Raw genomic sequence first — 25,400 nt, forward strand, 5'->3', positions numbered from 1 at the left:
AAATGTATTTGCAAACGGAACCCCATAAATCGCGGAATCGACAGGAATCCAACACGGCGCGAAGGGCTATTTCTCGCCAGGCACGACGAGCACCCGAATTTCGCCGCGCTGCTTCAGGAAGAGCGAAAGCGGGAGTCCCGTCAAGCACCTACAGCGCCGCGCGTCTTCTTTACGTGAAGCGGTGGCGCACATCCTCGGCATAGCTGCGGCTGACCGGGATTTCCGTGCCGTCACGGGTGAGGATCAGCAGCCTGCCATTGTCGCGTTTCAGGCTTTCGACATGGGCGTCGGCCACCCAGTGCGAGCGATGGACGCGAAGACCTGGCGTCGCGGCGGTTTCCTTCAGCGCGTCGGCGAAACGCAAGAGCACCAGTTCGCGCCCGCGGCTGGTCACCACCTCGGTATAGTGGTCCTGGACGGAAAGGCGCAGCAGCGCGCCGCGATTCTCAGGCTTCAGCCGGTCGAGGATAGAGGTTGCGGGGCTGGTTTCCTGAGGTGCTGCGGCTTCGGCGATTTTCTGGCTCATCGCCATGTAGGTCAAAAGGCAGAAGAGGGCGCAGAGCGGCACCGCAAAAAGCGCGCGCTGCAGGCCGCTTTCAAGCGTGTTCGCTTCGCCGGTGAAGACATGGTCGACGAGGCCGACGGTAAAACCGATCGGCAGGGCGGCTATGAGCGAGCCCGCCATCATGCGGGCGAACATCGAGGCGATCGTTCCGCGAAGCAGTCTTTCGGCCGTGACTGCGCAGAGAATGGCGATCGTCCAGGCAACGGCATGCAGCGTCAGCCAGTAGGCGAGGCGTTCGCCGAAGGCCATGCTTTCCATCGTGCCGTAGGGACCGGTGACGGCAAAGAGCAGGACGATCGCGGCAAAGGTTCCCCAGAAGCGCCAGGAATGGAGAAAGACCTGCAATTCGCGAAGCGTGGATTGCAAGAAGAGGTGAATCACGAAGTTTTCCTGCCGTTCGCGCGGTTCGGATTGAGGCGGATGAAGTCTTGGCGGAAAGAAGGACCGAATTCAACCGGATGTCGCCGATGACCCTCGAACCGCTCCTCGGCGCCCCGCTCGCCGTTCAGATCCATGTCACTGCTGTTACGCCGGCGGCACTTCTCGGCGCCTATATCCTGCTGCGCCCCAAGGGCACGTCGCTGCACCGGCTGCTCGGCAGGATCTGGATGGTGCTGATGGTCGTGACGGCGATATCGAGTTTCTTCATTCATGAGCTCGATCTCTTCTACGGGTTCAGCCCGATCCATCTTTTGTCGATCGCAACATTGTTCGGCAGCTGGAATGCGATCGCTGCGGCTCGTCGCGGCGATATCCGTCTGCATAAGCGCATCGTCGCCGGCCTTTATTTCGGCGGCATCGTCCTTGCCGGCCTGTTCACTTTCGTGCCTGGCCGGATCATGCATGCGGTCATCTTCACCGGCGCGGAATGGCCGGCTGTCCTTGCTGCGGCGGTGATCGGCTCGATCCTGATCGCAATCGTGCTGCGTCGCCGACGCGGGCGCCTGATTGCTCGATGAAGTCGCTGGAATTCCGGCCGCCGACGGATATATAGATTCCTTGAGTGCAAGCACAGGCATTGCCGGGGAGAGCGAAGATGGAATGGAGAGGCCGGCGTCAGTCCGACAATATCGAGGATCGCCGTGGCGGTCCGACCGGCGGCGGTTTCGGCCGCGGCGGTGGCTTCAACTTTCCTTCCGGCGGCGGCGTTCGCCGCGCCGGCGGCGGCCTCAGCATCGGCACGATCATCTTCCTCGTCGTCATCTATTTCATCTTCAAGATGATGGGCATCGATCTGCTGCAGGTGCTCGACACCGGCGGCACGACGAGTGGCCCGGGCTACGAGCAGAGCCAGTCCGGCGGAACACGCACACCCGCCAATGACGAGATGACTGCATTCATGCGCACCGTTCTTGCCGAGACCGAGGATACCTGGCAGGGCATCTTCCAGGCGCAGGGCCAAAATTACGAGGAGCCGCGCCTCGTGCTGTTCTCGGGCTCGACGGCATCGGCCTGCGGCTCCGCATCATCTGCAACAGGTCCTTTCTACTGCCCCGGTGACCACAAGCTCTATCTCGATACCGAATTCTTCCAGGAGCTTTCCGACCGCTTTGGCGCGTCGGGCGATTTCGCCGAGGCCTATGTCGTTGCCCATGAGGTCGGTCATCACGTGCAGAACCTGCTCGGCATCCTGCCGAAGTTCAACCAGGCCCGCCAGCGCATGAGCGAAGCCGACGCCAACAAGATGTCGGTGCGCGTCGAGCTGCAGGCCGATTGCTTTGCGGGCATCTGGGGCAAATATACCCAGCAGAAGGGCCTGCTCGAGTCAGGCGATCTGGAGGAAGCGCTGAACGCAGCCCAGCAGATCGGCGACGATTCGCTGCAGAAGCGGTCACAGGGTTACGTCGTGCCGGAAAGCTTCAACCACGGTACCTCGGAGCAGCGGGTCAAATGGTTCAAGCGCGGCTTCGACAGCGGCCAGCTGTCGGCCTGCGATACCTTCTCAGGACCGGTTTGAAGAGAGATGAAGGGGCGCATGGCACGAAGCACATCGCAGCCCCTTCCACTCCTTGCTTACTTCTCGCTGTCCATATGCTGCAGCATATGCTCGGGATAACGCCCACCCGCCGCCGCGTCTTTCGGCACGGCGCGTTCGATGACGGCGAAGTCTTCTGGCGACAGATCGACTGCGCGTGAGCCGAGCGCCTCGGTCAGCCGGTCGCGGCGGCGAGCGCCGATGATCGGGACGATGTCCTTGCCTTTGGCGGCGACCCAGGCGATGGCGATCTGGGCGACCGAGACGCTCTTTGACTTGGCAATCTCGCGCAGCTTCTCCACCAGAGCGAGGTTCTGATCGATATTGCCTTCCTGGAAGCGCGGGCTGTAGGCGCGGAAATCGCCGGCCGTTCCGCCCTGGCCCTTCTGCCAATGGCCGCTGATCAGGCCGCGCGAGAGCACACCGTAGGCGGTGATCGAGATGCCGAGTTCGCGTGTCGTCGGCAGGATCTTCTCCTCGATGCCGCGCGAGATCAGCGAATATTCGATCTGCAAGTCGACGATCGGGGCCACAGTGGCGGCGCGGCGGATCGTGTCGGCGCCGACTTCCGACAGGCCGATATGCTTGACATAACCCGCCTTGACCATGTCGGCGATGGCGCCGACCGTGTCCTCGATCGGCACGTTCGGATCGAGGCGGGCAGGACGGTAGATGTCGATATAGTCGACGCCGAGGCGCTGCAGCGTATAGCTGAGGAAGTTCTTCACCGCGACCGGGCGGGCGTCGATGCCGCTCCAGCCGCCGACGGGATCGCGCAGGCCGCCGAACTTGACGCTGATGACGGCGTCTTCGCGCCTGCGACCCTTCAATGCCTCGCCGATCAGCATTTCGTTATGGCCCATGCCGTAGAAATCGCCGGTGTCGAGCAGGTTGATGCCGGCATCGAGCGCGGCATGGATCGTTGCGATGCTTTCTGCGCGATCGGAGGGGCCGTACATGCCCGACATGCCCATGCAGCCGAGGCCGATGGCCGAGACATCGGGTCCGGTCTTTCCCAAACGATAGGTCTGCATAGTTTTCTCCTATTTCTGCTCCGCGCGGTGCGATCGAGCATCCGCGCCGGGCGGCGTTGCCGGACGCCGTTTTACCGCTTTCGCATTCGGGCGATAATCGGACGACATCGAACAGGCTGTGCGGGGAAATGCACAATGACCGGTCTTCTGTTGAACCGGTCTTCTCTGGTGATCTGGATGCCGTCGCGGCGATTGCAAGGGAACGCATTGCCCGGCGATCCGCTGGGCGGCTGGCGATTTTCTGAAACTGGGACTACGGCGCGCGCCCACCGGTTGAGGCCTCTCATAAATTTCCCGTTGCGCATTATCAAAAACTTTGAAATGTTCACGGATTGTTTCGGTTTCTTTTCTGAGCTATGTCACTTTCTCGGCGACGAGATCGTCTTTTCAGAACCAACCGCTGTAGAGATGCCTCATGCTTGACCCGAAATTCGTTCGTCGCGGCCTTTTCCTGGTCTTCATCATCCTCTTCCTCGACATTATCGGCATCGCCATCATCATGCCGGTGCTGCCCGCCTATCTGGAGCAACTGACCGGCGGCAGCGTCAGCGATGCGGCGATCGACGGCGGCTGGCTGATGCTGGTCTATGCCGGCATGCAATTCCTATTCGCGCCGCTGCTCGGAAACCTGTCCGACCGTTTCGGCCGCCGGCCGATCCTTTTGCTTTCGGTGCTGACCTTCGCGATCGACAATTTTATCTGCGGCATCGCCACCAGCTTCTGGATGCTGTTCGTCGGCCGCGTGCTTGCTGGTATCAGTGGCGGCAGTTTCGCCACCTGCTCGGCCTATATCGCCGATATCAGCACGGAGGAGAACCGGGCGAAAAATTTCGGGCTGATCGGCATCGCCTTCGGCGTCGGCTTCACCATCGGCCCCGTCGTTGGCGGTGTCCTCGGCGAATTCGGCCCGCGTGTGCCGTTCCTCGGCGCGGCTGCGCTGTCGCTTCTGAATTTCATCGCCGCCTGTTTCCTTTTGCCCGAGACGCTGGAGGCGAAGAACCGCCGCCGGTTCGAGTGGAAACGCGCCAATCCACTCGGCGCGTTGCGCCAGATGCGCCATTATCCCGGCATCGGCTGGGTCAGCCTCGTCATGTTCCTGTTCTTCCTGGCGCATGCCGTCTATCCCTCAGTCTGGTCGTTCGTCTCGACCTATCGCTACGGCTGGAGCGAGGGACAGATCGGCCTGTCGCTCGGCATTTACGGCATCGGCGCCGTGATCGTCATGGGGCTGGTTCTGCCGCGGATCGTGCCGGTGCTCGGCGAGTGGAAGACCGCTCTTCTCGGCCTGTGCTTCTCGGCCGTCGGTCTCACCGGCTATGCCTTCGCCTGGGAGGGCTGGGTCGTCTATGTCATCATCGTTGCGACTGTCATGGAAAACGTCGCCGATCCGCCGCTGCGCAGCATCGCCGCCGGCATGGTGCCGCCTTCGGCGCAGGGTGAGCTGCAGGGCGCGCTTACCAGCCTCAGCAGCGTCACCACCATCGCCGGACCGCTGATCTTCACGCAGATGTTCGGTTACTTCACGCGGCCCGAGGCGCCGGTCACTTTTGCCGGCGCGCCCTATCTTGCCGCCGCCCTGTTCATCCTGGTGGCCGCCGGCGTGTTCCTCCTGCGGGTCCGGGTCCGCGAGCCGGCCGAGGCGCTGGAAGCGGCTGGTTGATCGATCAGAAACGCTGATGCGATGATGAATTTTTCATCATCTGCCTCATTTGGGGTAGTTCTTTGCAGGGCTTTGATCTAAGCCCGGATTATATTTCGCCGCAAGCTGCGGCGACGCATATTTCAATCACAGGACTGGTGTCATGGACACGCCGATCGACGCGCGCAGGCTTGCGCCGACAAAAGATAATCGTTGGAGCGCACATTTCCGTGCCACGCTGGCGCTCGGCATTCCGCTGATCGGCGCCCAGCTCGCTCAGCTCGGCATCCACACCACCGATGTGATGATCATCGGACGTCTCGGCGCCGAGCAGCTGGCGGCGATGGTGCTGTCGGCCCAGTTCCTTTTCACGATCCTGATCTTCGGTTCGGGCTTTGCGATCGCCGTCATTCCGCTGGTGGCGCAGGCCTATGGCCGCGGCGACGTCGTCTCGGTGCGCCGATCGCTGCGCATGGGTCTCTGGGTGGTGATCGGATTCTGGATCATCATGCAACCGGCCTTCTTCAATGCGGAACAGATCCTGCTTTTTGCGCAGCAGAAGCCCGAGGTGGCCAAGCTCGCACACGGCTACATCATGATCGGTCAGTTCGGCGTGCTGCCGGCGCTGCTCTTCAACGTCATGCGCTCGCTCGTCAGCGCCATCGGCAAGGCGGGCATCATCCTCAACGTCACCATCGCCACGTTGGTGATGAACGCGATCTTTGCCTATATCCTCGTGCTCGGCCATTTCGGCTTTCCGGCGATGGGGCTCGAGGGCGCGGCGATCGTTTCGGTCGCCGTGCAGACGGCCGGCTTCCTCTTCATCCTGGCTTTCGTGCAGCGGCGGGAAGAGACGCGGCGCTACGAGATCTTCGTGCGGTTCTGGAAACCCGACTGGCACGCGCTGCTGGAGGTCATCCGGCTCGGTTTCCCGATCAGCGTCACCATCCTTGCCGAGGTCAGCCTGTTCACGGTGGCTTCGCTGCTGATGGGCTATATCGGCACCATCGAGCTTGCGGCTCATGGCATTGCCCTGCAATGGGCCTCGATCGCCTTCATGATTCCGCTCGGCCTCAGCCAGGCGGCAACGGTGCGCGTCGGTGTCGCCCACGGGCAGGGCGATTATCAGGGGCTGGTGCGCGCTTCGATCACCGTGCTCGTCCTCGCCTGCGCCATTTCGGCGGTGGGCAGCGTGCTCTTTGCCTCCATGCCGCAATTCCTCGGCAGCTGGTTCCTCGACGTCAACTCGCCCGAGGCGCCCGAGGTGCTTGCCTATGCCGGGCCGCTGATCGTCGTTGCCGGCCTTTTCCAGCTGGTCGACGGGCTGCAGGTGATCGCCAATGGATTGCTGCGTGGCCTCAAGGACGCCCGCGTGCCGATGATCATGGCGTTGATCGCCTACTGGCCGATCGGCTTCTTCCTCGCCTGGGCCTTTGCCTTCCCGCTGGGTTTCGGCGGCATCGGCATCTGGTTCGGCTTCCTCGTCGGGCTGGCGGCGGCTGCCGTCATGCTCTGCGCGCGCTTCTACCTTCTTCTTCGCCGGGAGGGAGTGACGGCCGGCGCCTGATATCTCCTGATCAGGCTGCGACCGGCTTGTAGCCGGCGATATCGGCGCGGATGCCGAGCCGTTCGAACATTTCCTGCGGACTAAGGTTCGCCGTCGCCTGCGCGGCGGCGACCGCTGCCTGCGACTGCTCGAACGCCTCGGCATTTTCCCATTCGGCGATCGCCACGAAGTTGAATTCGCCGGGTCCGGCGACCTGTTCCAGGACGGAGTGACGGGTGAAGCCTTCCTGCGCCTGCAGCAAGGTATGTGTGCACACCATATGCATCAGGAACTCGTCGCGCGCCGGGCGCGGCACGGCGAATTTGTCGATCCTGTAGAAAACGCCGTTCATCCATTCTCTCCTGCATCATATGTTTGCAGGTAGCTCTGTAATTCCTCAAGTTAAGTTGAGGTCAATATACGAACGAAGAAAAAGGCCCACCTGTGTGAGCCTTGATCAGATGAGCCTTGATCAGAAGTGTGCATTATTTGAAATCAGCGTTCGGCGAGCGCCGGTTCGCCCTTCTTTTCGCGCACCATGTTGATGAAGCGGCGGAAGAGATAGTGGCTGTCCTGCGGGCCCGGAGAGGCTTCCGGATGGTGCTGGACCGAGAAGACCTGCTTGCCGAGGACGCGCAGGCCGCAATTGGTGCCGTCGAAAAGCGAAATATGAGTCTCTTCAACGCCATCCGGCAGCGACTTCGAGTCGACCGCGAAGCCGTGGTTCATCGAGACGATCTCGACCTTGCCGGTTGTATGGTCCTTGACGGGGTGGTTGGCGCCGTGATGGCCCTGATGCATCTTCTCGGTCTTCGCGCCGAGTGCCAGGCCCAGCATCTGGTGGCCGAGGCAGATGCCGAAGACCGGGATATCGGTATTGATCAGCGTCTTGATCACAGGCACGGCATAGTCACCGGTTGCCGCCGGATCGCCCGGGCCGTTCGACAGGAAGATGCCGTCCGGCTGCATGGCGAGCACGTCTTCGGCGCTCGTTGCTGCCGGCACGACAGTCACCTTGCAGTCGAGGCCGGCAAACAGGCGCAGGATGTTGCGCTTGACGCCGTAATCGAGGCAGACGACGTGGTATTTCGCGTCTGTCGCCTGGAGTTCACCGTAGCCTTCATTCCACACCCACGGCGTTTCGGTCCATTGCGAGGACTGGCCCGACGAGGCGATCTTGGCGAGGTCGAGACCTTCGAGGCCGCTCCAGGCTTTGGCTTCGGCCTTCAGCGTCTCGATGTCGAAGACGCCGTTCGGATCGTGGGCGATGACCGCGTTCGGAGCGCCGTTCTCACGGATCCAGGCGGTCAGTGCGCGCGTGTCGATGCCGCAGAGACCGATGACGCCGCGGGCCTTCAGCCATTGGTCGAGGTGCTTGGCGGCGCGGTAGTTCGAGGGCTCAGTGATGTCGGCCTTGAAGATGACGCCAACGGCGCCGTGGCGGGCGGCAGGCGTCAGGTCCTCGATGTCTTCATCATTGGTGCCGATATTGCCGATATGCGGGAAGGTGAAGGTGACGATCTGGCCGAGATAGGAGGGGTCCGTCAGGATCTCCTCATAGCCGGTGAGCGCTGTGTTGAAGACCACTTCGGCCGGCACCTTGCCGGTGGCGCCGATGCCCTTGCCTTCGATGACCGTGCCGTCGGCAAGAACGAGCAGGGCGGTCGGCTTTTCGATTGTCCAGGGTGCTGTCGCGGTCATCTTCATCCCGTTTCCGGCAGGTGGGCGCGTTGCCGCGCTCGTCGCCATTTGATTTCGTAGGCGTGTGGACACGGCAATGCCGCGCGCTTCAGGCCTGATCACGAATTTTGGTGCAGGTGGCGGTAAATAGCCACGCAATCGCTTAGCGTCAATCTTTGTAGCCGAGATCGCGGCCGTTTTCCTGCGCTTTATCGCACTGACCGCGCAATTTATTTGATCCGCTGCATCAGCGTGGTTTATGAAGCGGCATCAAAACAGGAGTGAAGACTATGCTGCGCGATCAACTCGCCACCCAGCTGAAAGAGGCGATGAAGGCCAAGAATGCGGAGCGGCTTTCCACCGTCCGGCTGATTCAGGCCGCGGTCAAGGACCGCGATATCGCCAACCGCGGCACCGGCAAGGAGCAGGCGAGCGACGACGAGATTCTGCAGATCCTCGCCAAAATGGTGAAGCAGCGTGACGAATCGGCCAAGATCTACGAGGAGAATTCCCGGCCGGAGCTTGCCGCCAAGGAGCGCGCCGAAATCATCGTCATCCAGGATTTCATGCCGAAGCAGCTTTCGGACGGCGAAGTGCGCGCCAACGTCTCGGCGATCATCACTGAAACGGGTGCCGCAGGCGGCAAGGACATGGGCAAGGTAATGGCGGCGCTGAAGGAGCGTTATGCCGGCCAGATGGATTTCGCCAAGGCGTCGGCGACCGTCAAGGAACTGTTGAACGGATAAGCCTCAGACAACTTGTCTTGCCTGCGGTTCGTCACGGACCGCAGGCCCGAGCACCGCTTCGGCGGCGGCATCGATGATGGCGAATTTCGCCGCCTGATAATTCCAGTATTCGCGGATGAAATGGGCCGACAGCCAGAAGTCGCCCTTGCGGGAGGGTTCGGTCCAGCCAATGCTCTCCATGGTTGCTGCCTGCATCAGAAGCCGCTTCAGGTGGGTATTGGAGATCATGAACTGTTCGCGGATTTCCCTGAGCGACAGAGGGCCGAGCACGACGCGTTCGGCCGTCCTTGGAAATTCGGGAAGGCGCGAGATCAGGTAGTCCATCACCAGCCCGCCGGAATTCGCCCAGTTGAAGAGGTTGAAGGTGGCGCCCGGATTGCGGACCGCTTCACTCCCGATGATCGCCCTTGCGATCAGCGGCTGGATCGCTGCCATCATTGCCGAGGGATCGGCGGCAATCTTATCGGCGCGCTCACCGCCGTCGAGACCGTCGAGGATCATCATATGGGCGACGAGCCATCGGGTAAAATGCTGCTCGGCGATTTCGGTAGGCTCCAGGTAGCGTGTGCGCTTGTCGGGGCCGGGAACCGGCCGCAGGAAGCGATAGGCCAGCATTTCCTGCATGAAGGCTGCGGCCGTGTTGCGGCTGGCGATGTCGTTCCTGACCGCAAAATCGATGAAGCGGCCGGAATAGAGGCCGCCGCTCTTCCCGTCGTCGGAATAGCCGTAATGAAGCGCGAAGCCGGCATGGGCCATCAGCCAGCGCTGCTGCGCGGCGAAGATGGAGGCGATGCGCGGGCTCTCGCGATAGATGGCGAGCATCTGATCGGCGCAATGCAGGATGGCAGCGAGAAAGCGATCGTCTGCTGCAAGGTTGTCCGCGGTAAAAGCCATTTGGAGAGGTCCAGGGAGTTCGGCGCATACATCTTTCATGCGAGCGCCGCCTGTCAACGGTTTTATCGATAAGCGGTTAATTTCAAAGGGAGAGTTGTCGCAGCAGAGCCCAAAATTTAAGAAGGCAGGAGCTGGGGGCGCTCCTGCCTTCTTGCTCTTTGCTTCCTCCGGCACGCAGGGCCGAAGCCCAAGCCGGAGGGTATTTGCAAAGGCACCCTTGCGAAGCGGCGCCGGGGGTAGGGATGGTGCTTCGCTCGGGGATCGCTTTGTTGAGATCGAACCTATTGCGGTGCGGCGGCGTATTCAAATTACAAAAAAATAATAATTGCCGGAATCGGCGGTTTGGGAGGCGCCTAGGCGGCTTCTCGGGAGGTGGCGCGAGGGATGATGAGGCGCAATCACCTGATGGAATAACCATTTGTTTCAAAAAGATTTTTTCTCAACTGTGTTGGAGGTCCACGCTCTCGCGGAAGCTTTTCTGACGGCGGAATTCCTGCTCCGAAGAGACAATAATGTCGCACCCTGTCGCAGGGGGCGATAACGCGTTGTTGATTGGATAACCGGAGCCGCCGATGACGGCCGCATAGCCTGTGAATAGCGGGTTTTCATGACAAGTTTCGTGGCATGGAGCGGAAAAGCAGCTTATATGGGAGCTGGCCAAGAGGTATAAATGCGCTTTTCCAACACCTTTCTCGATGATATTCGCGACCGCGTTCCGATTTCGAACGTGATTGCGCGCCGCGTGAGCTGGGACAAGCGCAAGACCAACGTGTCCCGCGGCGACTACTGGGCCTGCTGCCCGTTCCACGGCGAGAAATCGCCGAGCTTCCATTGCGAGGACCGAAAGGGCCGCTATCACTGCTTCGGCTGTGGGGTGACAGGAGACCATTTCCGTTTCCTGACAGAACTTGAAGGTCTGAGTTTTCCCGAGGCGGTACAGCAGATCGCCGATATGGCCGGCGTGCCGATGCCGCTTGCCGACCCTGTGATGGAGAAGCGCGAGAAGGAGCGCGGCTCGCTGATCGACGTCATGGAAATGGCGACACAATTTTTTCAGGATCAGCTGCAGACGGCGAATGGGGCGAGGGCGCGCGCCTATCTGCGCGACCGCGGATTGACGGGGCGCACCATCGAGACCTTCCGTCTCGGCTATGCGCCCGACAGCCGCAATGCGCTCAAGGAATTCCTCGCTGGCAAGGGCGTACTCAAGGAGCAGATCGAGGCCTGCGGTCTGGTCGTCCATGAAAACGTGCCGGTTTCCTACGATCGTTTCCGCGACCGCATCATGTTCCCGATCCTGTCGTCGCGGGAAAAGGTGATCGCTTTCGGCGGACGCGCCATGTCGGCCGACGCGCCGGCGAAATATCTGAACTCCAACGAGACTGAACTCTTCCACAAGGGCAATGTTCTTTACAATTTTGCCCGTGCGCGGCGGGCGATCCAGGGACCTGGCCGCGGTGATTCTCAGGACGACAATGCGACCGGCACCATTATTGCCGTCGAAGGCTATATGGACGTGATCGCGCTGCATCAGGCGGGCATCGAGAATGCCGTTGCGCCGCTCGGCACGGCGCTCACCGAAAACCAGCTCGAGCTGCTCTGGAAAATGGTGCCGCAGCCGGTGCTCTGCTTCGACGGCGACGGTGCCGGCATCCGCGCGGCCAATCGCGCCGCCGAACTGGCGCTGCCGCATCTGAAGCCCGGCCGTTCCGTTCGCTTCGCGCTTCTGCCCGACGGCAAGGATCCCGACGATCTCGTGCGCGATGACGGGCGCGCGCCTTTCGACAAGGTGATGAGCCAGGCAAAGCCGCTCTCCGAGATGCTTTGGAGTCGGGAGGTCAACACCGGCAAGTTCGACACGCCTGAGGCGCGCGCCGAGCTCGAGGCGCGGCTGAAGCAACTGGTCGCCGTCATCGCCGACGAAAACGTCCGCCGTCACTACCAGCAGGATATTCGCGATCGGCTGAACGCCTTCTTCCAGCCGCAGTTCCAGAACCGCAACAATGGCGATCGCCGCGGCGGCTTCAACGGCAATGGCAATTACCGGACGGGCCGCGACAATGCCGGCAAGGCCGGGCCGAAAAGCCCCAGCGTCATTTCAGAAAGGCTCGCCCGCTCGGGTCCCGTGCGCGGCCACCAGAACAATACGGCGCTGCGCGAATGCGTGCTGGCGCTGACCGTCGTCAATCACCCCTCGCTGATGATCGACGATTATGACGAGATTGCCGCGATCGAATATGACAGCCGCGAGCTGCAGCGGCTCTGGTCGGCGATGCTGGGAGCAGCGGCTTCCGTCGCCGCCCCGCATCTGACGCGCGAATATCTGACCGAAAGGCTGGAATTCGAAGGCTTCGGCCCGCTCATCAAGAGCCTCGACCAGCAGGTGCGCAATGCCCGGCTGTGGATCGCGACCGAGCAGGCGGCGATGGAGGATGCGCGTGAGGGATACCGCCAGGCGCTGGCCTCCCACAAGCGGGCGAAGGCGCTGCGCCGGCAGAAGATCGAGCTCGAGCGCGAGATCGCGCTGGCAACCGAAGCCGGCGACGGCGAGGCGATCGTTCAGCTGATGCGAGCGCAGCAGGAAGTGCATTTCGAAGGGGTGCGCCTTGAGAACCAGGAGGCCATCATCGATGGCTTCGGCGTGCTTTCCGGCCGCGTCAAAGGGGCGGCGAACCACTGATGTCGCTGACCGAACGAAACGAACCGGGCTTTTCCGCTTCCGGCGCGCTATTTTCTTCCGGCCGCTCGCCGCTCGATATCCTCAAGCAGGTCTACGGCTATTCCTCCTTCCGCGGCAAGCAGCAGCAGGTGGTCGAGCACGTGGTTTCCGGCGGCGATGCGGTCGTGCTCTTTCCCACAGGCGCCGGCAAGTCGCTGTGCTTCCAGATCCCGGCGCTCTGCCGCGACGGTGTCGGTATCGTCGTTTCGCCGCTGATTGCGCTGATGCGCGATCAGGTGGAGGCGATGAAGCAGCTCGGCATCCGCGCCGCAGCACTCAACTCGTCTCTGTCGCGCGAGGAATTCGTCGAGGTTCGCCGCGCGCTTTCGGCGGGCCAGCTCGATCTTCTCTACGTGACGCCCGAGCGTATTCTGACCGATGGTTTCCGCGAGCTGATCGCCAACGAGAAGATTGCGCTGTTTGCGATTGACGAGGCCCATTGCGTCTCGCAATGGGGTCATGATTTCCGGCCGGAATATCGCGAACTCGGGCGGCTCGGCGAGCAATATCCCGGTGTGCCCAGAGTGGCACTGACGGCGACGGCCGATCCGCATACGCGCGACGACATGATCGAGCGGCTGGGGCTCGATACTGCCGAGATCTTTACCACCAGTTTCGACCGACCGAATATTGCCTATGAGATCGTCGAGCGCGACCAGCCGCGCCAGCAGCTATTGCGGTTCCTGTCCGGCCACAAGGGCGACAGCGGCATCGTCTATTGCCTGTCTCGCGCCAAGGTCGAAGATACGGCCGAATGGCTGAACGGGCAGGGTATTCGCGCGCGTGCCTACCATGCCGGCATGGACAGGGCGGTTCGTGACGCCAATCAGGATGCCTTCCTGAAAGAAGAGAATCTTTGCCTGGTCGCCACCGTCGCCTTCGGCATGGGCATCGACAAACCGAACGTGCGGTATGTCGCCCATCTCGACCTGCCGGGTTCTGTGGAAGCCTACTATCAGGAGACCGGGCGCGCCGGGCGCGACGGTCTGCCGTCCGAGGTCTGGATGGCCTATGGCATGGCCGACGTCATCCAGCGCGGCCGGATGATCGACGAGGGCAATGCTGCCGCCGAGATCAAACGGGTCGAACGCGCCAAGCTCAACGCTTTGCTGGCGATCTGCGAGACCGCCTCCTGCCGCCGCCAGGCAATCCTTGCCCATTTCGGCGAGGCGCATGCCGGACAATGCGGCAATTGCGACACCTGCCTGAAGCCGGTCGAGACCTGGGAGGGCACGGAGGCGGCGATCAAGGCGCTTGCCGCCGTCTACCGCACCGGCGAGCGTTTCGGCGCTGGCCATGTCGTCGACGTGCTCCTGGGCAACGTCAACGAAAAGACCGAACGCTTCGGCCATGCCGAAATGCCGGTCTTCGGGGCCGGCAAGGATATTCCAGCGCGCGTCTGGCAGTCGGTCTTCCGCCAACTGCTCGCCATGGGGCTGATCCGCGTCGACCACGAGGCCTTCGGGGCGCTGAAGCTCGAGCCGGAGGCGCGCTCCGTCTTCAAGCACGAGCGGCAGGTGTTCTTCCGCAAGGACCGGCCGGCCTCGGAACGGCGTACGAAGAAGGCGGAGCGCAGCGAGCGCAAATCGGGACTATCAGGCGCAGACGGCAGTCTCTTCGAGGCGCTGCGGGCCGAGCGCATGGCGATCGCGAAATCGCTCGGCGTGCCGCCCTATGTCGTCTTTCCCGATACGACGCTGATCGCCTTCGCCACGGAGCGGCCTCGCAGCCGCAAGGAATTGCTCGCCATATCAGGTGTCGGGCAGGCGAAGCTCGAACGCTACGGCGATGCCTTTCTGGATATTATCCTGGCGCAAGACAACGGCTGAGCTGCGCGGCCTGATCGTTGAGATCGGGCGAGGGGGCATGGTATTCCCGCTCTTAAGGGAGGAGCGCCGATGGCCCAGAATATCTACGACCGACCGGAATTCTTCGCCGGATATAGCGGCATGAGACGATCCTTGCACGGGCTCGACGGAGCATCGGAGTGGCCGGCGGTGCGCGCGTTGCTGCCCGATCTTGCCGGCAAGCGTGTTGTCGATCTCGGCTGCGGTTTCGGCTGGTTTTCGCGTTTTGCCGTGAGCCAGGGTGCTGCAAGCGTGCTGGCGCTCGACATCTCGGAAAAGATGATCGCCAGAGCAAGGGCCGATACAGTTGAAGCAGCGATCACTTACGAGATCGCCGATCTCGAGCATCTCACGCTTGCTCAAGCCTCCTTCGATTTCGCCTACAGCTCGCTGGCGCTGCATTATATCGAGGATTTCGCCGGTCTCGCCGCGACGGTCTATCGCGCGCTTTTGCCGGGATCGCATTTCGTCTTCACCATCGAGCATCCGGTCTTCATGGCGCCGACCAATCCCGCCTGGGCAGCCGATGCCGAGGGGCGGCGCATCTGGCCGCTCGACCGCTACTCCGTCGAAGGTCCGCGCACCACCGACTGGCTCACCAAGGGCGTGGTCAAGCAGCACCGCAAGCTCGGCACGACGCTCAACACCTTGATTGCGGCGGGCTTTACCCTTCACTATGTCGAGGAGTGGAGCCCGAACGATCAGGAATTGCGCGACAATCCCGATTGGGCGGAGGAGCTGGACCGGCCGATGTTCCTGCTGATCTCGGTACAGCGCTGAGAAGACAAGCCGGCGGCAATATGCTAACCCGGCGGGCAAACGGAAATCTCTGGGAAAGGCCGTCCATGACCTCGCAATTTCTCTCCCATCTCAGCAACGAGATCTCAGCGCTGAAGGATGCCGGCCTCTACAAATCCGAGCGCGTCATCAGCTCCAAGCAGGCGGGCGAGATCGCGATTTCCACCGGCGAGCGGGTGCTGAATTTCTGCGCCAACAACTATCTCGGCCTTGCCGACAACGAGGAGCTGGCCGAGGCCGGCAAGCAGGCGCTCGACCGATACGGCTACGGCATGGCCTCGGTGCGCTTCATCTGCGGCACGCAGGAAGAGCACAAGCAGCTCGAAGCGCGCATCTCCTCCTTCCTCGGCATGGAAGACACGATCCTCTATTCCTCCTGCTTCGACGCCAATGGCGGCCTGTTCGAGACGCTGCTGTCGGAAGAGGACGCGATCATCTCGGACGCGCTGAACCACGCCTCGATCATCGACGGCGTCAGGCTTTCGAAGGCCAAGCGCTTCCGCTACGCCAACAACGATATGGCAGCGCTCGAAGAGGAGCTGAAGAAGGCCGAAGGCAGCCGCTTCAAGTTGGTCGCCACCGACGGCGTCTTCTCGATGGACGGCATCATCGCCAATCTCGGCGGCGCCTGCGATCTTGCCGAGAAATACGGCGCGATGGTCATGGTCGATGACAGCCACGCGGTCGGCTTCGTCGGCAAGAACGGCCGTGGGTCGCCGGAACATTGCGGCGTCGAGGGCCGGATCGACATCATTACCGGCACGCTCGGCAAGGCGCTCGGCGGCGCCTCGGGCGGCTATACCTCCGCCAAGGCGGAGGTCGTCGAATGGCTGCGGCAGCGCTCGAGGCCCTATCTGTTTTCGAACACGCTGGCGCCCGTCATCACCGCCGCCTCGCTCAAGGTGTTCGACCTCATCGAAAACGGCGATGCCCTGCGCAAGCGGCTTTCGGACAATGCCGATCTCTTCCGCACCGAAATGACCAAGCTCGGCTTCACGCTTGCCGGCGAAGGCCACCCGATCATTCCCGTCATGCTGGGCGATGCCAAACTCGCCCAGGATATGGCCGGTCTGATGCTGAAGAAAGGGATCTATGTGATCGGCTTTTCCTTCCCCGTCGTGCCGAAAGGCCAGGCTCGCATCCGCACGCAGATGTCGGCGGCGCATTCGCGGGCGGATGTGGAGCGGGCAATTGCGGCCTTTGCCGAGGCAGGGCGGGAATTGGGTGTGATTTGAGATTGACGGCGTGCCGTGCCGCCCCCTCATCCGCCCTACGGGCACCTTCTCCCCGCTGGGGAGAAGAGGGGATAGCAAAGTCGAGCACCAGAACAAGGGCGGGATATCGTTGATGTCGAACATGATGAAGGCGCTGGTCAAAGCGAAACCGGAAGTCGGGCTCTGGATGGAGAATGTGCCGGTGCCCGAGGTCGGGCCGAACGATGTGCTGATCCGCGTGAAGAAATCGGCGATCTGCGGCACCGACGTCCATATCTGGAACTGGGACCAGTGGGCGCAGAAGACCATTCCGGTGCCGATGGTGGTTGGCCATGAATTCTCCGGCGAGATTGCCGAGATCGGCTCGGCGGTCACCCGCTATCATGTCGGCGAGCGGGTTTCCGGCGAGGGGCATATCGTCTGCGGCAAATGCCGCAACTGCCGGGCGGGCAGGGGCCATCTCTGCCGCAACACGCTCGGTGTCGGCGTCAACCGTCCGGGCTCCTTCGGCGAGTTTGTCTGCATTCCCGAAAGCAATGTCGTGCCGATCCCGGATGATATTTCCGACGAGATCGCCGCGATCTTCGATCCGTTCGGCAATGCCGTGCACACCGCGCTCTCCTTCGATCTCGTCGGCGAGGACGTGCTTGTCACCGGCGCCGGGCCGATCGGCATCATGGGCGCGCTGGTCGCCAAGCGATCCGGCGCCCGCAAGGTCGTCATCACCGATATCAATCCGCACCGGCTGGAGCTGGCGCACAAGCTCGGCATCGATCACGTCGTCGACGCATCGAAGGAAAACCTCGCCGACGTGATGAAGGCGATCGGCATGACGGAGGGTTTCGACGTCGGGCTGGAAATGTCAGGGGCCGCACCTGCCTTCCGCGATATGATCGACAAGATGAACAATGGCGGCAAGATCGCCATCCTCGGCATCGCGCCTGCGGGCTTCGAAATCGACTGGAACAAGGTGATCTTCAAGATGCTCAATCTCAAGGGCATCTACGGCCGCGAGATGTTCGAGACCTGGTACAAGATGATCGCCTTCGTTCAGGGCGGCCTCGATCTCGCGCCCATCATCACCCACCGGATCGGCATCGACGATTTCCGCGACGGCTTCGAGGCGATGCGGTCGGGCAATTCCGGCAAGGTTGTGATGGATTGGATGTGAGGAGACGACATGCTCTATGAAGGAAGCTGCCATTGCGGCAATGTGGCTTTCGAGGTCGAAGGCGAATTCACCGAGGCGCTCGACTGCAATTGTTCGCTTTGCCGCAGGCGCGGCGGACTTCTCGCCTTCGTGCCGCGCGAGAAACTGGTGCTGACAACGCCGGAGGACAATGTCTCGACCTATACTTTCAACCGGCATGTCATTCAGCATCACTTCTGCGCCAATTGCGGCATCGCGCCGTTCGGCGAGGCCGTGGGTCCGAACGGCGCGGCCATGGCTTCGATCAATCTGCGCTGCATTCCCGCGGTCGATATCGGGGCGCTGACGGTGAAGGCGTATGACGGCGCGGCGCGTTAGCCGATATCCGTCAGGCAATGGCGAATAGTTCCTCGGCGTGACTGCAAAAATGGTGGAAACGACTGGTGCGGCGGGCAAAATATTTGCTGCCCTTGTCTTTTGTTCGCCGCATCTTAAATAAGGGTTCGCAATCGCTGCCGCGGTTCAAAGCCTGTGGATAAGGCTTTTTCCGTATTTTTGTGGGCTTTTTTTCGGGAAAAGCTTGACGAGAACAAAAAATGTGGGAATCACCGTTCGACTTGTTGAATGGTGAACTGGGTCAAGGCGGATCGCGCAACCATGGCCGGAAATCCAAAAGCAAGAATGCTTTGCTGTCCGGTGCCGGTAATCGTGGTTAATCAGGCTTTAAATGTCATCCCGTTAGGTGGGCAAAGGTGATTCGAGGGCGGCGCGTGCGGCGCGTCAGGCCCTGAGACAACCCGTTCACCGTAGCGAGATTGGATAGCGTCAGGAAGGCGACGATATAAATGGCAACCAAGGTCAAAGAGAACGAAGACGCGGAAGTCGAACGCGACGGCGCAAGCGACGGCCCTCTTCTCGATCTTTCCGACGACGCGGTCAAGAAGATGATCAAAGCCGCCAAGAAGCGCGGCTATGTGACCATGGACGAGCTTAACGCGGTCCTGCCGTCCGAAGAAGTGACGTCCGAGCAGATCGAAGACACGATGTCGATGCTGTCCGACATGGGCATCAACGTCATCGAAGACGAGGAAGCCGAGGAAGCCGGTGCTTCCGGCGGCAGCGATGACGACGACGCCGGCAGCGACGAGGAGAGCGAAGGCGGCGAACTCGCGCCTTCGAGCGGCACGGCGCTTGCGACCGCCAAGAAAAAAGAACCGACCGACCGTACCGACGATCCGGTTCGCATGTACCTGCGCGAGATGGGCTCGGTGGAGCTTCTTTCCCGCGAGGGCGAAATCGCGATCGCCAAGCGCATCGAGGCCGGCCGCGAGACGATGATCGCGGGTCTCTGCGAGAGCCCGCTGACCTTCCAGGCGCTGATCATCTGGCGCGACGAACTCAACGAAGGCACGACGCTGCTGCGCGAGATCATCGATCTCGAAACGACCTATTCCGGTCCTGAAGCCAAGGCTGCGCCGCAGTTCCAGAGCCCCGAGAAGATCGAAGCCGATCGCAAGCTCGCAGAAGAGAAGGAAAAGACCCGTCGCGCCCGCTCCGGCGACGACGACATCACCGATGTCGGCGGCGAAGGCCTGCCTCCCGAGGAGGAGGAAGAGGACGAGGACGAATCCAACCTTTCGCTGGCGGCGATGGAAGCCGAGCTTCGCCCGCAGGTGATGGAGACGCTCGATACGATCGCCGAGACCTACAAGAAGCTGCGCAAGCTGCAGGACCAGCAGGTCGAGCAGCGGCTGTCGGCTTCCGGCACGCTGTCCACTGCCCAGGAGCGCCGCTACAAGGAACTCAAAGATGAGCTCATCAAGGCCGTCAAATCTCTGTCCTTGAACCAGAACCGCATCGACGCCCTCGTCGAGCAGCTCTACGACATCAACAAGCGCCTCGTTTCCAACGAGGGCCGCCTGCTGCGTCTGGCCGAATCCTACGGCGTCAAGCGCGATAGCTTCCTGGAGCAGTATCAGGGCGCTGAGCTCGATCCGAACTGGATGAAGTCGATCGGCAATCTGGCCGCTCGCGGCTGGAAGGAATTCGCCAGGGGCGAAAACACGACGATCCGCGACATTCGCCAGGAAATCCAGAATCTGGCGACCGAAACCGGTATCTCGATCTCGGAATTCCGCCGCATCGTCCATATGGTGCAGAAGGGCGAGCGCGAAGCGCGCATCGCCAAGAAGGAAATGGTCGAAGCAAACCTTCGCCTGGTCATCTCCATCGCCAAGAAGTACACGAACCGTGGCCTGCAGTTCCTCGACCTCATTCAGGAAGGCAATATTGGCCTGATGAAAGCGGTCGACAAGTTCGAATACCGCCGCGGCTACAAGTTCTCGACCTATGCGACATGGTGGATCCGTCAGGCGATCACCCGTTCGATCGCCGACCAGGCCCGCACGATCCGCATTCCGGTGCACATGATCGAGACGATCAACAAGATCGTCCGCACATCGCGCCAGATGCTGCACGAGATCGGCCGCGAGCCGACGCCGGAAGAACTGGCCGAAAAGCTCGCCATGCCGCTCGAAAAGGTCCGCAAGGTCCTGAAGATTGCCAAGGAGCCGATCTCGCTCGAAACCCCTGTCGGTGACGAAGAGGATTCGCATCTCGGCGATTTCATCGAGGACAAGAACGCGCTGTTGCCGATCGACGCCGCCATCCAGGCGAACCTGCGCGAGACGACGACCCGCGTTCTCGCCTCGCTGACGCCGCGCGAGGAACGCGTTCTGCGCATGCGCTTCGGCATCGGCATGAACACCGACCACACGCTCGAAGAAGTCGGCCAGCAGTTCTCGGTCACTCGCGAACGTATCCGCCAGATCGAGGCGAAGGCGCTGCGCAAGCTGAAGCATCCGAGCCGCTCCAGGAAGCTTAGAAGCTTCCTCGACAGCTAAGGCTTCGCCGCCGCTCTCATTGGAAAAGCCGGGCTCCATGCCCGGCTTTTGCTTTTCGTGATTAATACCAATGATCCCGGCGCCTTTCTTGTCTCTCTGCGGTGACAGGATTATAATCCGGCCACGGGGGAAGGGATCACTCGCGACGCGCGAGCGAGGGTCGACGTTACCTGCGTGGGCCAATCCTCCGTCAGGAGGTGCGACATGACCAGTTACATTCTTTTGATCAATTGGACGGATCAGGGCATCCGCAATGTGCGCGACTCGGCAAAACGGCTCGATGCCGCGAAGAAATTGCTCACCAGCGTCGGAGGCTCCATCAACCAATTCTACCTGACGATGGGCGGGCATGACATGGTCGCCGTCTGCGAGGCGCCCGATGATGCCGTCATGGCGCATTTTACCCTTTCGCTGGCGATGGGCGGCAATGTCCGCACGGAGACGCTGAAGGCATTCCCGGAGGCCGCCTACCGGGATCTCATCGGCTCGCTCGGGTAGCCGGAGCCGGAGATCGTCGATCTTAGATGTTGCGGAGCACTCGCTGCGCTGGCAGTGTCGTGGCGTGCTTCAATTTCCGCGGCAGGCTCCGGCCCGACTTTTCGGCAAGCTCATGATGAAAGCGCTCCTCAGTTTCATGATCGTCACCGGTCGTTCGACAGCCGCTTCCTGACCGATGGAACTGGCGGCGGACAAATGGGATGACGGGATCCGGCGAGGCGCTGCGGCGTCGTTCGCGCTGCATGTCATCGCGATCCTGCTTCTGCTGCTACTGCTGCCGAAGGCGGAGCCGCCGCTGCTATTGCCGGATGACGGTCTCTCGGTGGAGATCGTCCCGCAGGCCGTGGAGCAGCTGAAAATGCCCGAGCCCGCCAAGACACCTTCGCCGGAACAGGCAAAGGCTGAGGCGGCAAAACCCGAAGCCGAGCCGGCGGCGCCGGTGACAAATAATCCGCCAGCTGCGGCAATGCCTTCTGTGGCACCGATCACTCTGCCGGCGCCAAAGCCGGCGGAGTTCATCGAGGCAAGGCAGCTGTTTTCCGACAAGATCCTTGCCGATCCGCGCAGCCGCCGCGCCCGTGAGTCGCTGCGTGGCCTTGCTGGCAGCGAGCGCAATCTGCAGCTCTGTGACCTGGAGGCGCTGGAACAGGTCCGCCGGGCGCAGCCGGCCATGGCGCCGGATGCGCTTGCGCCCTATGCGATGGCGGCGGAGAAGGTCAGCGGCAATAGCGTCGAGGTCAGGGGCGGCGCCTTCCGCAGCAAACGCAAGTGGTACAACATCCAGTTCAAATGCGAGCTCGATGCCGGCTCCGGCAAGGTCGCGTCCTTCGCCTTTCTCGTCGGCGATGCCATTCCGCAAGGTGAATGGCAGGAGCACAATCTGGTGGCCGACGATGGCGCGGCCGACCAATAACCCTCATCGCTGCTCGATCACGCGGTTTTTTTCTTTTGTGGCTTGATGCTGCCGGCTTTAGAGGCCACATCGCTGCTGTGACAGAAGAAGACGTAGAACCGGCGCAAGCGCAGCACGAAACGGGAAAGCAGCGGCCTGAAATCCGCTGGGGCGTCGTTGCGTCCGTTGTTGCGCATATTCCTATCATTGCTCTTCTCATTTTCGGGCTGCCGAAGATCGAGCCGAAGCCTGTCGAAGACGAGAGCGTGAAGGTGGAACTCGTCCCGCCGCCGGAGGAGAAAAAGCCGGAGCCCAAGCCCAAGGAAAAGCCACCGGAGCCGAAGCCACCGGAAGAGGCCAAGAAGGAGCCGCCTCCGCCGCCACCACCACCTCCGCCACCTCCGCCGGCCAGCAAGACTCCCGAGCAAGCTAAGCCGAGGCCTATGCCGACCCTGAACCCTGTCATCGAGTTTGGTGACAGGAATAGCGGCCCCGAAAAATCGTTCGCGGGAAATTCTTCTCAAGGCGAAACCAAACCCGCAACAACTCCGCCGCAGCACGATGCCGAACCTGAGCAGATGCCGACACAGGCTGCTGCGGAAAAACCTGAAACTGAAACGCCTGCTTCAAAGCCCGTGCCAGATGATGTGAAGCTTCCAGAGGTTGCGACAACAGACGTTTCTCCGAAGCCCAACGGGCCGCTGACAGACGTGTCTGGCGAAGCCACGACCAGTATCGAGCAGGCCAAGCCGCCGGAGCAGAAGACCGCTGAAAAGCCGAAAGCGGTCGCTAAAAACAACGACCTGCCCAAGGCAAAAACGCTGTTTTCGCGCATGGGAGATGGTAATTTGCTTGCGCAGACTGCGATCGATGGCCTTCCGCGCAAAGAGCGAGTGGCCACGCTTTGCACTACCGAACTTCAGGGCCAACTGGTTCATGGTTCGCCGAGTTATTTCCCGTCCGCATTGCCTAGTTTCGGGTTGCGAAGCGGGACCGTCCTTGATGTGCCGGATGCAGCCTTTGGCACAGCTAAAGGCTGGTACCAGGTTCGCTTCCGTTGCGAGTTGGATGAGGACGCCACGAAAGTCGTGTCGTTTGCCTACGAAGTTGGTGGATTGATCCCCCGCAGTCAGTATGCGAAATATGAAATTCGTGACTAGTCCTAGCGATCCCGGATTGCGTCTCATCGGGAACAAGCCACGCGCAAGGAACCGCACCTAGCCTCTTTTCATGGCCGTGATGATTCCGGTGAAGTAGAGGACAGATGATATGTCGAACGAGATCGAGCGTTTCTTTGAGCGTCAGGACGAAGCCGTGAGCGCGGTGTTCCTGGAAAACAAAGGCGACGAGCTGACCGATATTCTGGTGGCGGCTCTGGAAGAGGCTTTCGAAATCCTTCTCGAAGCCGCACCAGCCGAAACCGTTCACTGAGGTCGCAGAAGGATCGTTCGGTCTGCCAATGTGCGCAGAGCGATCGCGCCGCTTGCGCTGTCCCGTTTTGCCGGGATAATGCGCCAGCATCAATGGCTCTAGATATCATGTCGATTTTCCAAGAGGATCAACCGCCGTCGGCGGGCGCGCTTGATGCCCGTCTGGCCGGTTACCGGTTCGAACGCGATGCGCTCGGCCGCTCCGCCGCAAGTGTCTTCCGGCTGGAAGCTCTCGGATTGCCGACGCTTTATCTGAAGGTCGAAGAGGTCGGTGATTTCGGCGAACTCGCTGACGAAGCAGCCAGGCTTCGCTGGGTCAAGGCTTCTGGTCTGCCCTGTCCTGGTGTCATTGCAGAGGATAGTGACAGTGTGCACAACCGGTTGCTGATCAGCGCGCTGCCCGGAAGTGATCTCGCCAGCGCACCGGTGCTGACGCCGCTTGCGCGGGTTGAACTGCTGGCTGCGGCACTTCTTGACCTGCATCGCCTGCCGATCGCATCCTGCCCGTTCGATCATCGGCTGGAGAGGCGTATCGCGGCGGCAAAAGCGCGGATGCAGGCCGGCATCGTCGACGAGACCGATTTTGACGAGACGCGGCTTGGAAAGAGTGCTGAGGCCTTGTTTGCCGAACTTGAGCGCCAGAGGCCGGATGGCGAGGATCTCGTCGTCACCCATGGCGACGCCTGCCTGCCGAATTTCATCGCGTCGGAAAGGGGATTTTCGGGCTATATCGACTGCAGTCGTCTCGGCGTCGCCGACCGCTATCAGGATATCGCGCTCGCCTGCAGCAGCGTCACCCATAATTTCGGCGAGGCGCTGGTGCAGCCCTTCCTCGAACGTTACGGATTGACGGCACCAGATCCGGCAAGGCTCGATTATTATCAGCTGCTCGACGAATTCTTCTAGGCAGGCATTCTCGCCGCCACGATTGCGTCATCTCACTGCGGCTGGCAGAGTGGCTGGCGATCGGACCTGCGGACAGGTGATGGCGAGAAATCAGTTCAGGATGTTGCGCTCGGCGCTATCAGGCGTCGAAGCGGTGGCGGCGGAAACGCATCACAGCTTCGCGCGCCACACCCATGAGCAATTCGGCATCGGCTTGATTTCCGCCGGTGCGCAGTCATCGCTCAGCGGCCGCGGCATGGTGGAGGCCGAGGCCGGCGACATCATCACGGTCAATCCGAACGAGGTGCATGACGGCGCGCCGATCGGCGAGGGGCGGTCGTGGCGCATCCTCTATTTCGATCCCGCCATCGTCACCGGTCTGTCGCGAGAGATCAGCGAAAGTGGGGCAGGGCGATCGGAAATCCCGCATCCTGTCATCCGCAATGCGGCGATCGCCGCCCGCTTCGAAACGCTGTTTGGCGCGGTGACCGGCGGTAGGGCGGCGGATGGGTTGTTCTGCGAGGAACTGCTTCTGCAACTCGTCGCCGAGGTCATGCGGGAGCGCTGTGGTACCGAAGAGAGACCACCGGTGCCGGCGTCGATCCGCGCGGCTCGAAACCTGATCGACGACGACCCGCTTGCTGCCGTCTCGCTCGCCGATCTCTCCAGGGAAAGCGGGCTCAGCCGTTTCCAGGTGCTGCGCGGTTTTGCCAAGGCGACCGGATTGACGCCGCATGCCTATCTCGTCCAGGCCCGCATCCATATCGCACGGCGGCTGATCGCTCAGGGCATGCCGCTTGCGGAAGCGGCCTTTGCGAGCGGCTTTGCCGACCAGAGCCACATGACGCGTGTCTTCGTGCGCAAATACGGTCTGTCGCCGCGCCTCTATGCCGGCGCCTTTCTCTGAGCCGCTGCTCTCACCTGCAATTTCGTTCAAGACCTTGACAGGCTCCTGCTGTTTTCTCGGCGCATCCAACAGGAGACG

General features: G+C 61.6%; 24 protein-coding genes. 19 read left to right on the top strand and 5 right to left on the bottom strand.

All coding sequences use genetic code 11. The features are described 5' to 3' along the window. Positions 1–169: 169 nt before the first annotated feature. A complete protein-coding gene (locus HX899_RS11410) occupies positions 170–946 on the bottom strand; it encodes a LytTR family DNA-binding domain-containing protein (protein WP_181292475.1) in 777 nt (258 codons plus the stop codon). Between the two features lie 47 nt (positions 947–993). Here HX899_RS11410 and HX899_RS11415 point away from each other — a divergent pair, with 47 nt between their 5' ends. Both HX899_RS11415 and HX899_RS11420 read left to right on the top strand, forming a co-directional pair. Beyond that, positions 994–1,524: a DUF2306 domain-containing protein gene (locus HX899_RS11415; RefSeq protein WP_181292476.1), complete on the top strand. Its 531-nt coding sequence runs from the start codon at positions 994–996 to the stop codon at positions 1,522–1,524. Between the two features lie 77 nt (positions 1,525–1,601). Then, positions 1,602–2,522, top strand: coding sequence for a neutral zinc metallopeptidase (locus HX899_RS11420; RefSeq protein ID WP_181292477.1), 921 nt, complete (start codon positions 1,602–1,604; stop codon positions 2,520–2,522). 56 nt (positions 2,523–2,578) lie between these two features. Here the strand turns inward: HX899_RS11420 and HX899_RS11425 are convergent, their stop codons facing one another. Beyond that, positions 2,579–3,574 carry an aldo/keto reductase gene (locus tag HX899_RS11425; RefSeq protein WP_181292478.1) on the bottom strand — a complete coding sequence of 332 codons (996 nt, stop codon included), beginning with the start codon at positions 3,572–3,574 and terminating at the stop codon, positions 2,579–2,581. A 135-nt stretch (positions 3,575–3,709) separates the two neighbouring features. Here HX899_RS11425 and HX899_RS11430 point away from each other — a divergent pair, with 135 nt between their 5' ends. The 3 genes from HX899_RS11430 (at position 3,710) to HX899_RS11440 (ending at position 6,780) form a co-directional block, all read left to right on the top strand. Further along, positions 3,710–3,997 carry a hypothetical protein gene (locus HX899_RS11430; protein WP_181292479.1) on the top strand — a complete coding sequence of 96 codons (288 nt, stop codon included), beginning with the start codon at positions 3,710–3,712 and terminating at the stop codon, positions 3,995–3,997. Beyond that, positions 3,990–5,234 (top strand): TCR/Tet family MFS transporter, encoded by a 1,245-nt coding sequence (locus HX899_RS11435; protein WP_138330436.1) that lies wholly within the window; start codon positions 3,990–3,992, stop codon positions 5,232–5,234. Before HX899_RS11430 ends, HX899_RS11435 begins: the two co-directional genes overlap by 8 nt. Positions 5,235–5,376: 142 nt before the next feature. After that, on the top strand, positions 5,377–6,780 hold the full coding sequence (locus HX899_RS11440) for an MATE family efflux transporter (RefSeq protein ID WP_130787412.1): 1,404 nt from the start codon (positions 5,377–5,379) through the stop codon (positions 6,778–6,780). Between the two features lie 10 nt (positions 6,781–6,790). On the opposite strand, the gene HX899_RS11445 is transcribed toward HX899_RS11440, so the two are convergent. Continuing rightward, the gene (locus HX899_RS11445; RefSeq protein WP_181292480.1) at positions 6,791–7,111 is read right to left on the bottom strand and encodes an antibiotic biosynthesis monooxygenase; all 321 of its coding nucleotides are present in this window, start codon (positions 7,109–7,111) and stop codon (positions 6,791–6,793) included. Positions 7,112–7,254: 143 nt separating this feature from the next. Further along, the gene (carA, locus tag HX899_RS11450) at positions 7,255–8,460 is read right to left on the bottom strand and encodes a glutamine-hydrolyzing carbamoyl-phosphate synthase small subunit (RefSeq protein ID WP_181292481.1); all 1,206 of its coding nucleotides are present in this window, start codon (positions 8,458–8,460) and stop codon (positions 7,255–7,257) included. A gap of 269 nt (positions 8,461–8,729) precedes the next feature. Here carA and HX899_RS11455 point away from each other — a divergent pair, with 269 nt between their 5' ends. Then, complete coding sequence (locus HX899_RS11455) at positions 8,730–9,185, top strand: GatB/YqeY domain-containing protein (RefSeq protein WP_138386962.1); 456 nt, start codon at positions 8,730–8,732, stop codon at positions 9,183–9,185. A 3-nt stretch (positions 9,186–9,188) separates the two neighbouring features. Here HX899_RS11455 and HX899_RS11460 read toward each other — a convergent pair whose 3' ends face one another. Further along, a complete protein-coding gene (locus HX899_RS11460) occupies positions 9,189–10,079 on the bottom strand; it encodes a hypothetical protein (RefSeq protein ID WP_138386963.1) in 891 nt (296 codons plus the stop codon). Positions 10,080–10,749: 670 nt separating this feature from the next. Between HX899_RS11460 and dnaG the strand changes: the two genes are divergently transcribed. The 13 genes from dnaG to HX899_RS11525 all read left to right on the top strand — a co-directional run bounded on the left by dnaG (position 10,750) and on the right by HX899_RS11525 (position 25,322). Next, positions 10,750–12,759, top strand: coding sequence for a DNA primase (gene dnaG / locus HX899_RS11465; protein ID WP_138330440.1), 2,010 nt, complete (start codon positions 10,750–10,752; stop codon positions 12,757–12,759). Next, positions 12,759–14,627: a DNA helicase RecQ gene (recQ, locus tag HX899_RS11470; protein WP_181292482.1), complete on the top strand. Its 1,869-nt coding sequence runs from the start codon at positions 12,759–12,761 to the stop codon at positions 14,625–14,627. The genes dnaG and recQ overlap by 1 nt, the downstream gene beginning before the upstream one ends. 69 nt (positions 14,628–14,696) lie before the next feature. After that, positions 14,697–15,425, top strand: coding sequence for a bifunctional 2-polyprenyl-6-hydroxyphenol methylase/3-demethylubiquinol 3-O-methyltransferase UbiG (locus HX899_RS11475; protein WP_138330442.1), 729 nt, complete (start codon positions 14,697–14,699; stop codon positions 15,423–15,425). A 65-nt stretch (positions 15,426–15,490) separates the two neighbouring features. After that, the gene (locus tag HX899_RS11480) at positions 15,491–16,678 is read left to right on the top strand and encodes a glycine C-acetyltransferase (protein WP_181292483.1); all 1,188 of its coding nucleotides are present in this window, start codon (positions 15,491–15,493) and stop codon (positions 16,676–16,678) included. A gap of 112 nt (positions 16,679–16,790) precedes the next feature. Further along, positions 16,791–17,828, top strand: a complete 1,038-nt coding sequence (gene tdh / locus HX899_RS11485; protein WP_138330444.1) for an L-threonine 3-dehydrogenase — start codon at positions 16,791–16,793, stop codon at positions 17,826–17,828. Between the two features lie 9 nt (positions 17,829–17,837). Further along, complete coding sequence (locus HX899_RS11490) at positions 17,838–18,185, top strand: GFA family protein (RefSeq protein ID WP_138386969.1); 348 nt, start codon at positions 17,838–17,840, stop codon at positions 18,183–18,185. Between the two features lie 467 nt (positions 18,186–18,652). Next, positions 18,653–20,710 (top strand): RNA polymerase sigma factor RpoD, encoded by a 2,058-nt coding sequence (rpoD, locus tag HX899_RS11495; protein WP_181292484.1) that lies wholly within the window; start codon positions 18,653–18,655, stop codon positions 20,708–20,710. A 204-nt stretch (positions 20,711–20,914) separates the two neighbouring features. After that, positions 20,915–21,208: a GYD domain-containing protein gene (locus HX899_RS11500; protein ID WP_181292485.1), complete on the top strand. Its 294-nt coding sequence runs from the start codon at positions 20,915–20,917 to the stop codon at positions 21,206–21,208. Positions 21,209–21,383: 175 nt separating this feature from the next. Next, positions 21,384–22,121: a DUF930 domain-containing protein gene (locus HX899_RS11505; protein ID WP_181292486.1), complete on the top strand. Its 738-nt coding sequence runs from the start codon at positions 21,384–21,386 to the stop codon at positions 22,119–22,121. Positions 22,122–22,156: 35 nt separating this feature from the next. Next, positions 22,157–23,260 carry a DUF930 domain-containing protein gene (locus HX899_RS11510; protein WP_181292582.1) on the top strand — a complete coding sequence of 368 codons (1,104 nt, stop codon included), beginning with the start codon at positions 22,157–22,159 and terminating at the stop codon, positions 23,258–23,260. 109 nt (positions 23,261–23,369) lie between these two features. After that, positions 23,370–23,531, top strand: a complete 162-nt coding sequence (locus HX899_RS11515) for a hypothetical protein (RefSeq protein WP_018074046.1) — start codon at positions 23,370–23,372, stop codon at positions 23,529–23,531. A gap of 107 nt (positions 23,532–23,638) precedes the next feature. Then, positions 23,639–24,436, top strand: a complete 798-nt coding sequence (locus tag HX899_RS11520) for an APH(3') family aminoglycoside O-phosphotransferase (RefSeq protein WP_181292487.1) — start codon at positions 23,639–23,641, stop codon at positions 24,434–24,436. Positions 24,437–24,515: 79 nt separating this feature from the next. Further along, positions 24,516–25,322, top strand: coding sequence for an AraC family transcriptional regulator (locus HX899_RS11525; RefSeq protein WP_181292488.1), 807 nt, complete (start codon positions 24,516–24,518; stop codon positions 25,320–25,322). Positions 25,323–25,400 lie beyond the last annotated feature (78 nt).

Origin of the sequence: Rhizobium sp. WYCCWR 11146 (assembly GCF_013591995.1) — a bacterium.
GTDB lineage: Bacteria > Pseudomonadota > Alphaproteobacteria > Rhizobiales > Rhizobiaceae > Rhizobium > Rhizobium indicum.

What these genes read in the sequence shown, in the direction of transcription:
- HX899_RS11460 (WP_138386963.1), bottom strand. Translation starts at nt 10,079, where the DNA reads ATGGCTTTTACCGCGGACAACCTTGCAGCAGACGATCGCTTTCTCGCT.
- HX899_RS11455 (WP_138386962.1), top strand. Translation starts at nt 8,730, where the DNA reads ATGCTGCGCGATCAACTCGCCACCCAGCTGAAAGAGGCGATGAAGGCC.
- HX899_RS11505 (WP_181292486.1), top strand. Translation starts at nt 21,384, where the DNA reads ATGGAACTGGCGGCGGACAAATGGGATGACGGGATCCGGCGAGGCGCT.
- HX899_RS11490 (WP_138386969.1), top strand. Translation starts at nt 17,838, where the DNA reads ATGCTCTATGAAGGAAGCTGCCATTGCGGCAATGTGGCTTTCGAGGTC.
- HX899_RS11525 (WP_181292488.1), top strand. Translation starts at nt 24,516, where the DNA reads ATGGCGAGAAATCAGTTCAGGATGTTGCGCTCGGCGCTATCAGGCGTC.
- HX899_RS11430 (WP_181292479.1), top strand. Translation starts at nt 3,710, where the DNA reads ATGACCGGTCTTCTGTTGAACCGGTCTTCTCTGGTGATCTGGATGCCG.
- tdh (WP_138330444.1), top strand. Translation starts at nt 16,791, where the DNA reads ATGTCGAACATGATGAAGGCGCTGGTCAAAGCGAAACCGGAAGTCGGG.
- HX899_RS11440 (WP_130787412.1), top strand. Translation starts at nt 5,377, where the DNA reads ATGGACACGCCGATCGACGCGCGCAGGCTTGCGCCGACAAAAGATAAT.
- HX899_RS11435 (WP_138330436.1), top strand. Translation starts at nt 3,990, where the DNA reads ATGCTTGACCCGAAATTCGTTCGTCGCGGCCTTTTCCTGGTCTTCATC.
- HX899_RS11520 (WP_181292487.1), top strand. Translation starts at nt 23,639, where the DNA reads ATGTCGATTTTCCAAGAGGATCAACCGCCGTCGGCGGGCGCGCTTGAT.
- HX899_RS11515 (WP_018074046.1), top strand. Translation starts at nt 23,370, where the DNA reads ATGTCGAACGAGATCGAGCGTTTCTTTGAGCGTCAGGACGAAGCCGTG.
- carA (WP_181292481.1), bottom strand. Translation starts at nt 8,460, where the DNA reads ATGACCGCGACAGCACCCTGGACAATCGAAAAGCCGACCGCCCTGCTC.
- HX899_RS11500 (WP_181292485.1), top strand. Translation starts at nt 20,915, where the DNA reads ATGACCAGTTACATTCTTTTGATCAATTGGACGGATCAGGGCATCCGC.
- rpoD (WP_181292484.1), top strand. Translation starts at nt 18,653, where the DNA reads ATGGCAACCAAGGTCAAAGAGAACGAAGACGCGGAAGTCGAACGCGAC.
- HX899_RS11425 (WP_181292478.1), bottom strand. Translation starts at nt 3,574, where the DNA reads ATGCAGACCTATCGTTTGGGAAAGACCGGACCCGATGTCTCGGCCATC.
- HX899_RS11420 (WP_181292477.1), top strand. Translation starts at nt 1,602, where the DNA reads ATGGAATGGAGAGGCCGGCGTCAGTCCGACAATATCGAGGATCGCCGT.
- HX899_RS11445 (WP_181292480.1), bottom strand. Translation starts at nt 7,111, where the DNA reads ATGAACGGCGTTTTCTACAGGATCGACAAATTCGCCGTGCCGCGCCCG.
- HX899_RS11480 (WP_181292483.1), top strand. Translation starts at nt 15,491, where the DNA reads ATGACCTCGCAATTTCTCTCCCATCTCAGCAACGAGATCTCAGCGCTG.
- recQ (WP_181292482.1), top strand. Translation starts at nt 12,759, where the DNA reads ATGTCGCTGACCGAACGAAACGAACCGGGCTTTTCCGCTTCCGGCGCG.
- dnaG (WP_138330440.1), top strand. Translation starts at nt 10,750, where the DNA reads ATGCGCTTTTCCAACACCTTTCTCGATGATATTCGCGACCGCGTTCCG.
- HX899_RS11475 (WP_138330442.1), top strand. Translation starts at nt 14,697, where the DNA reads ATGGCCCAGAATATCTACGACCGACCGGAATTCTTCGCCGGATATAGC.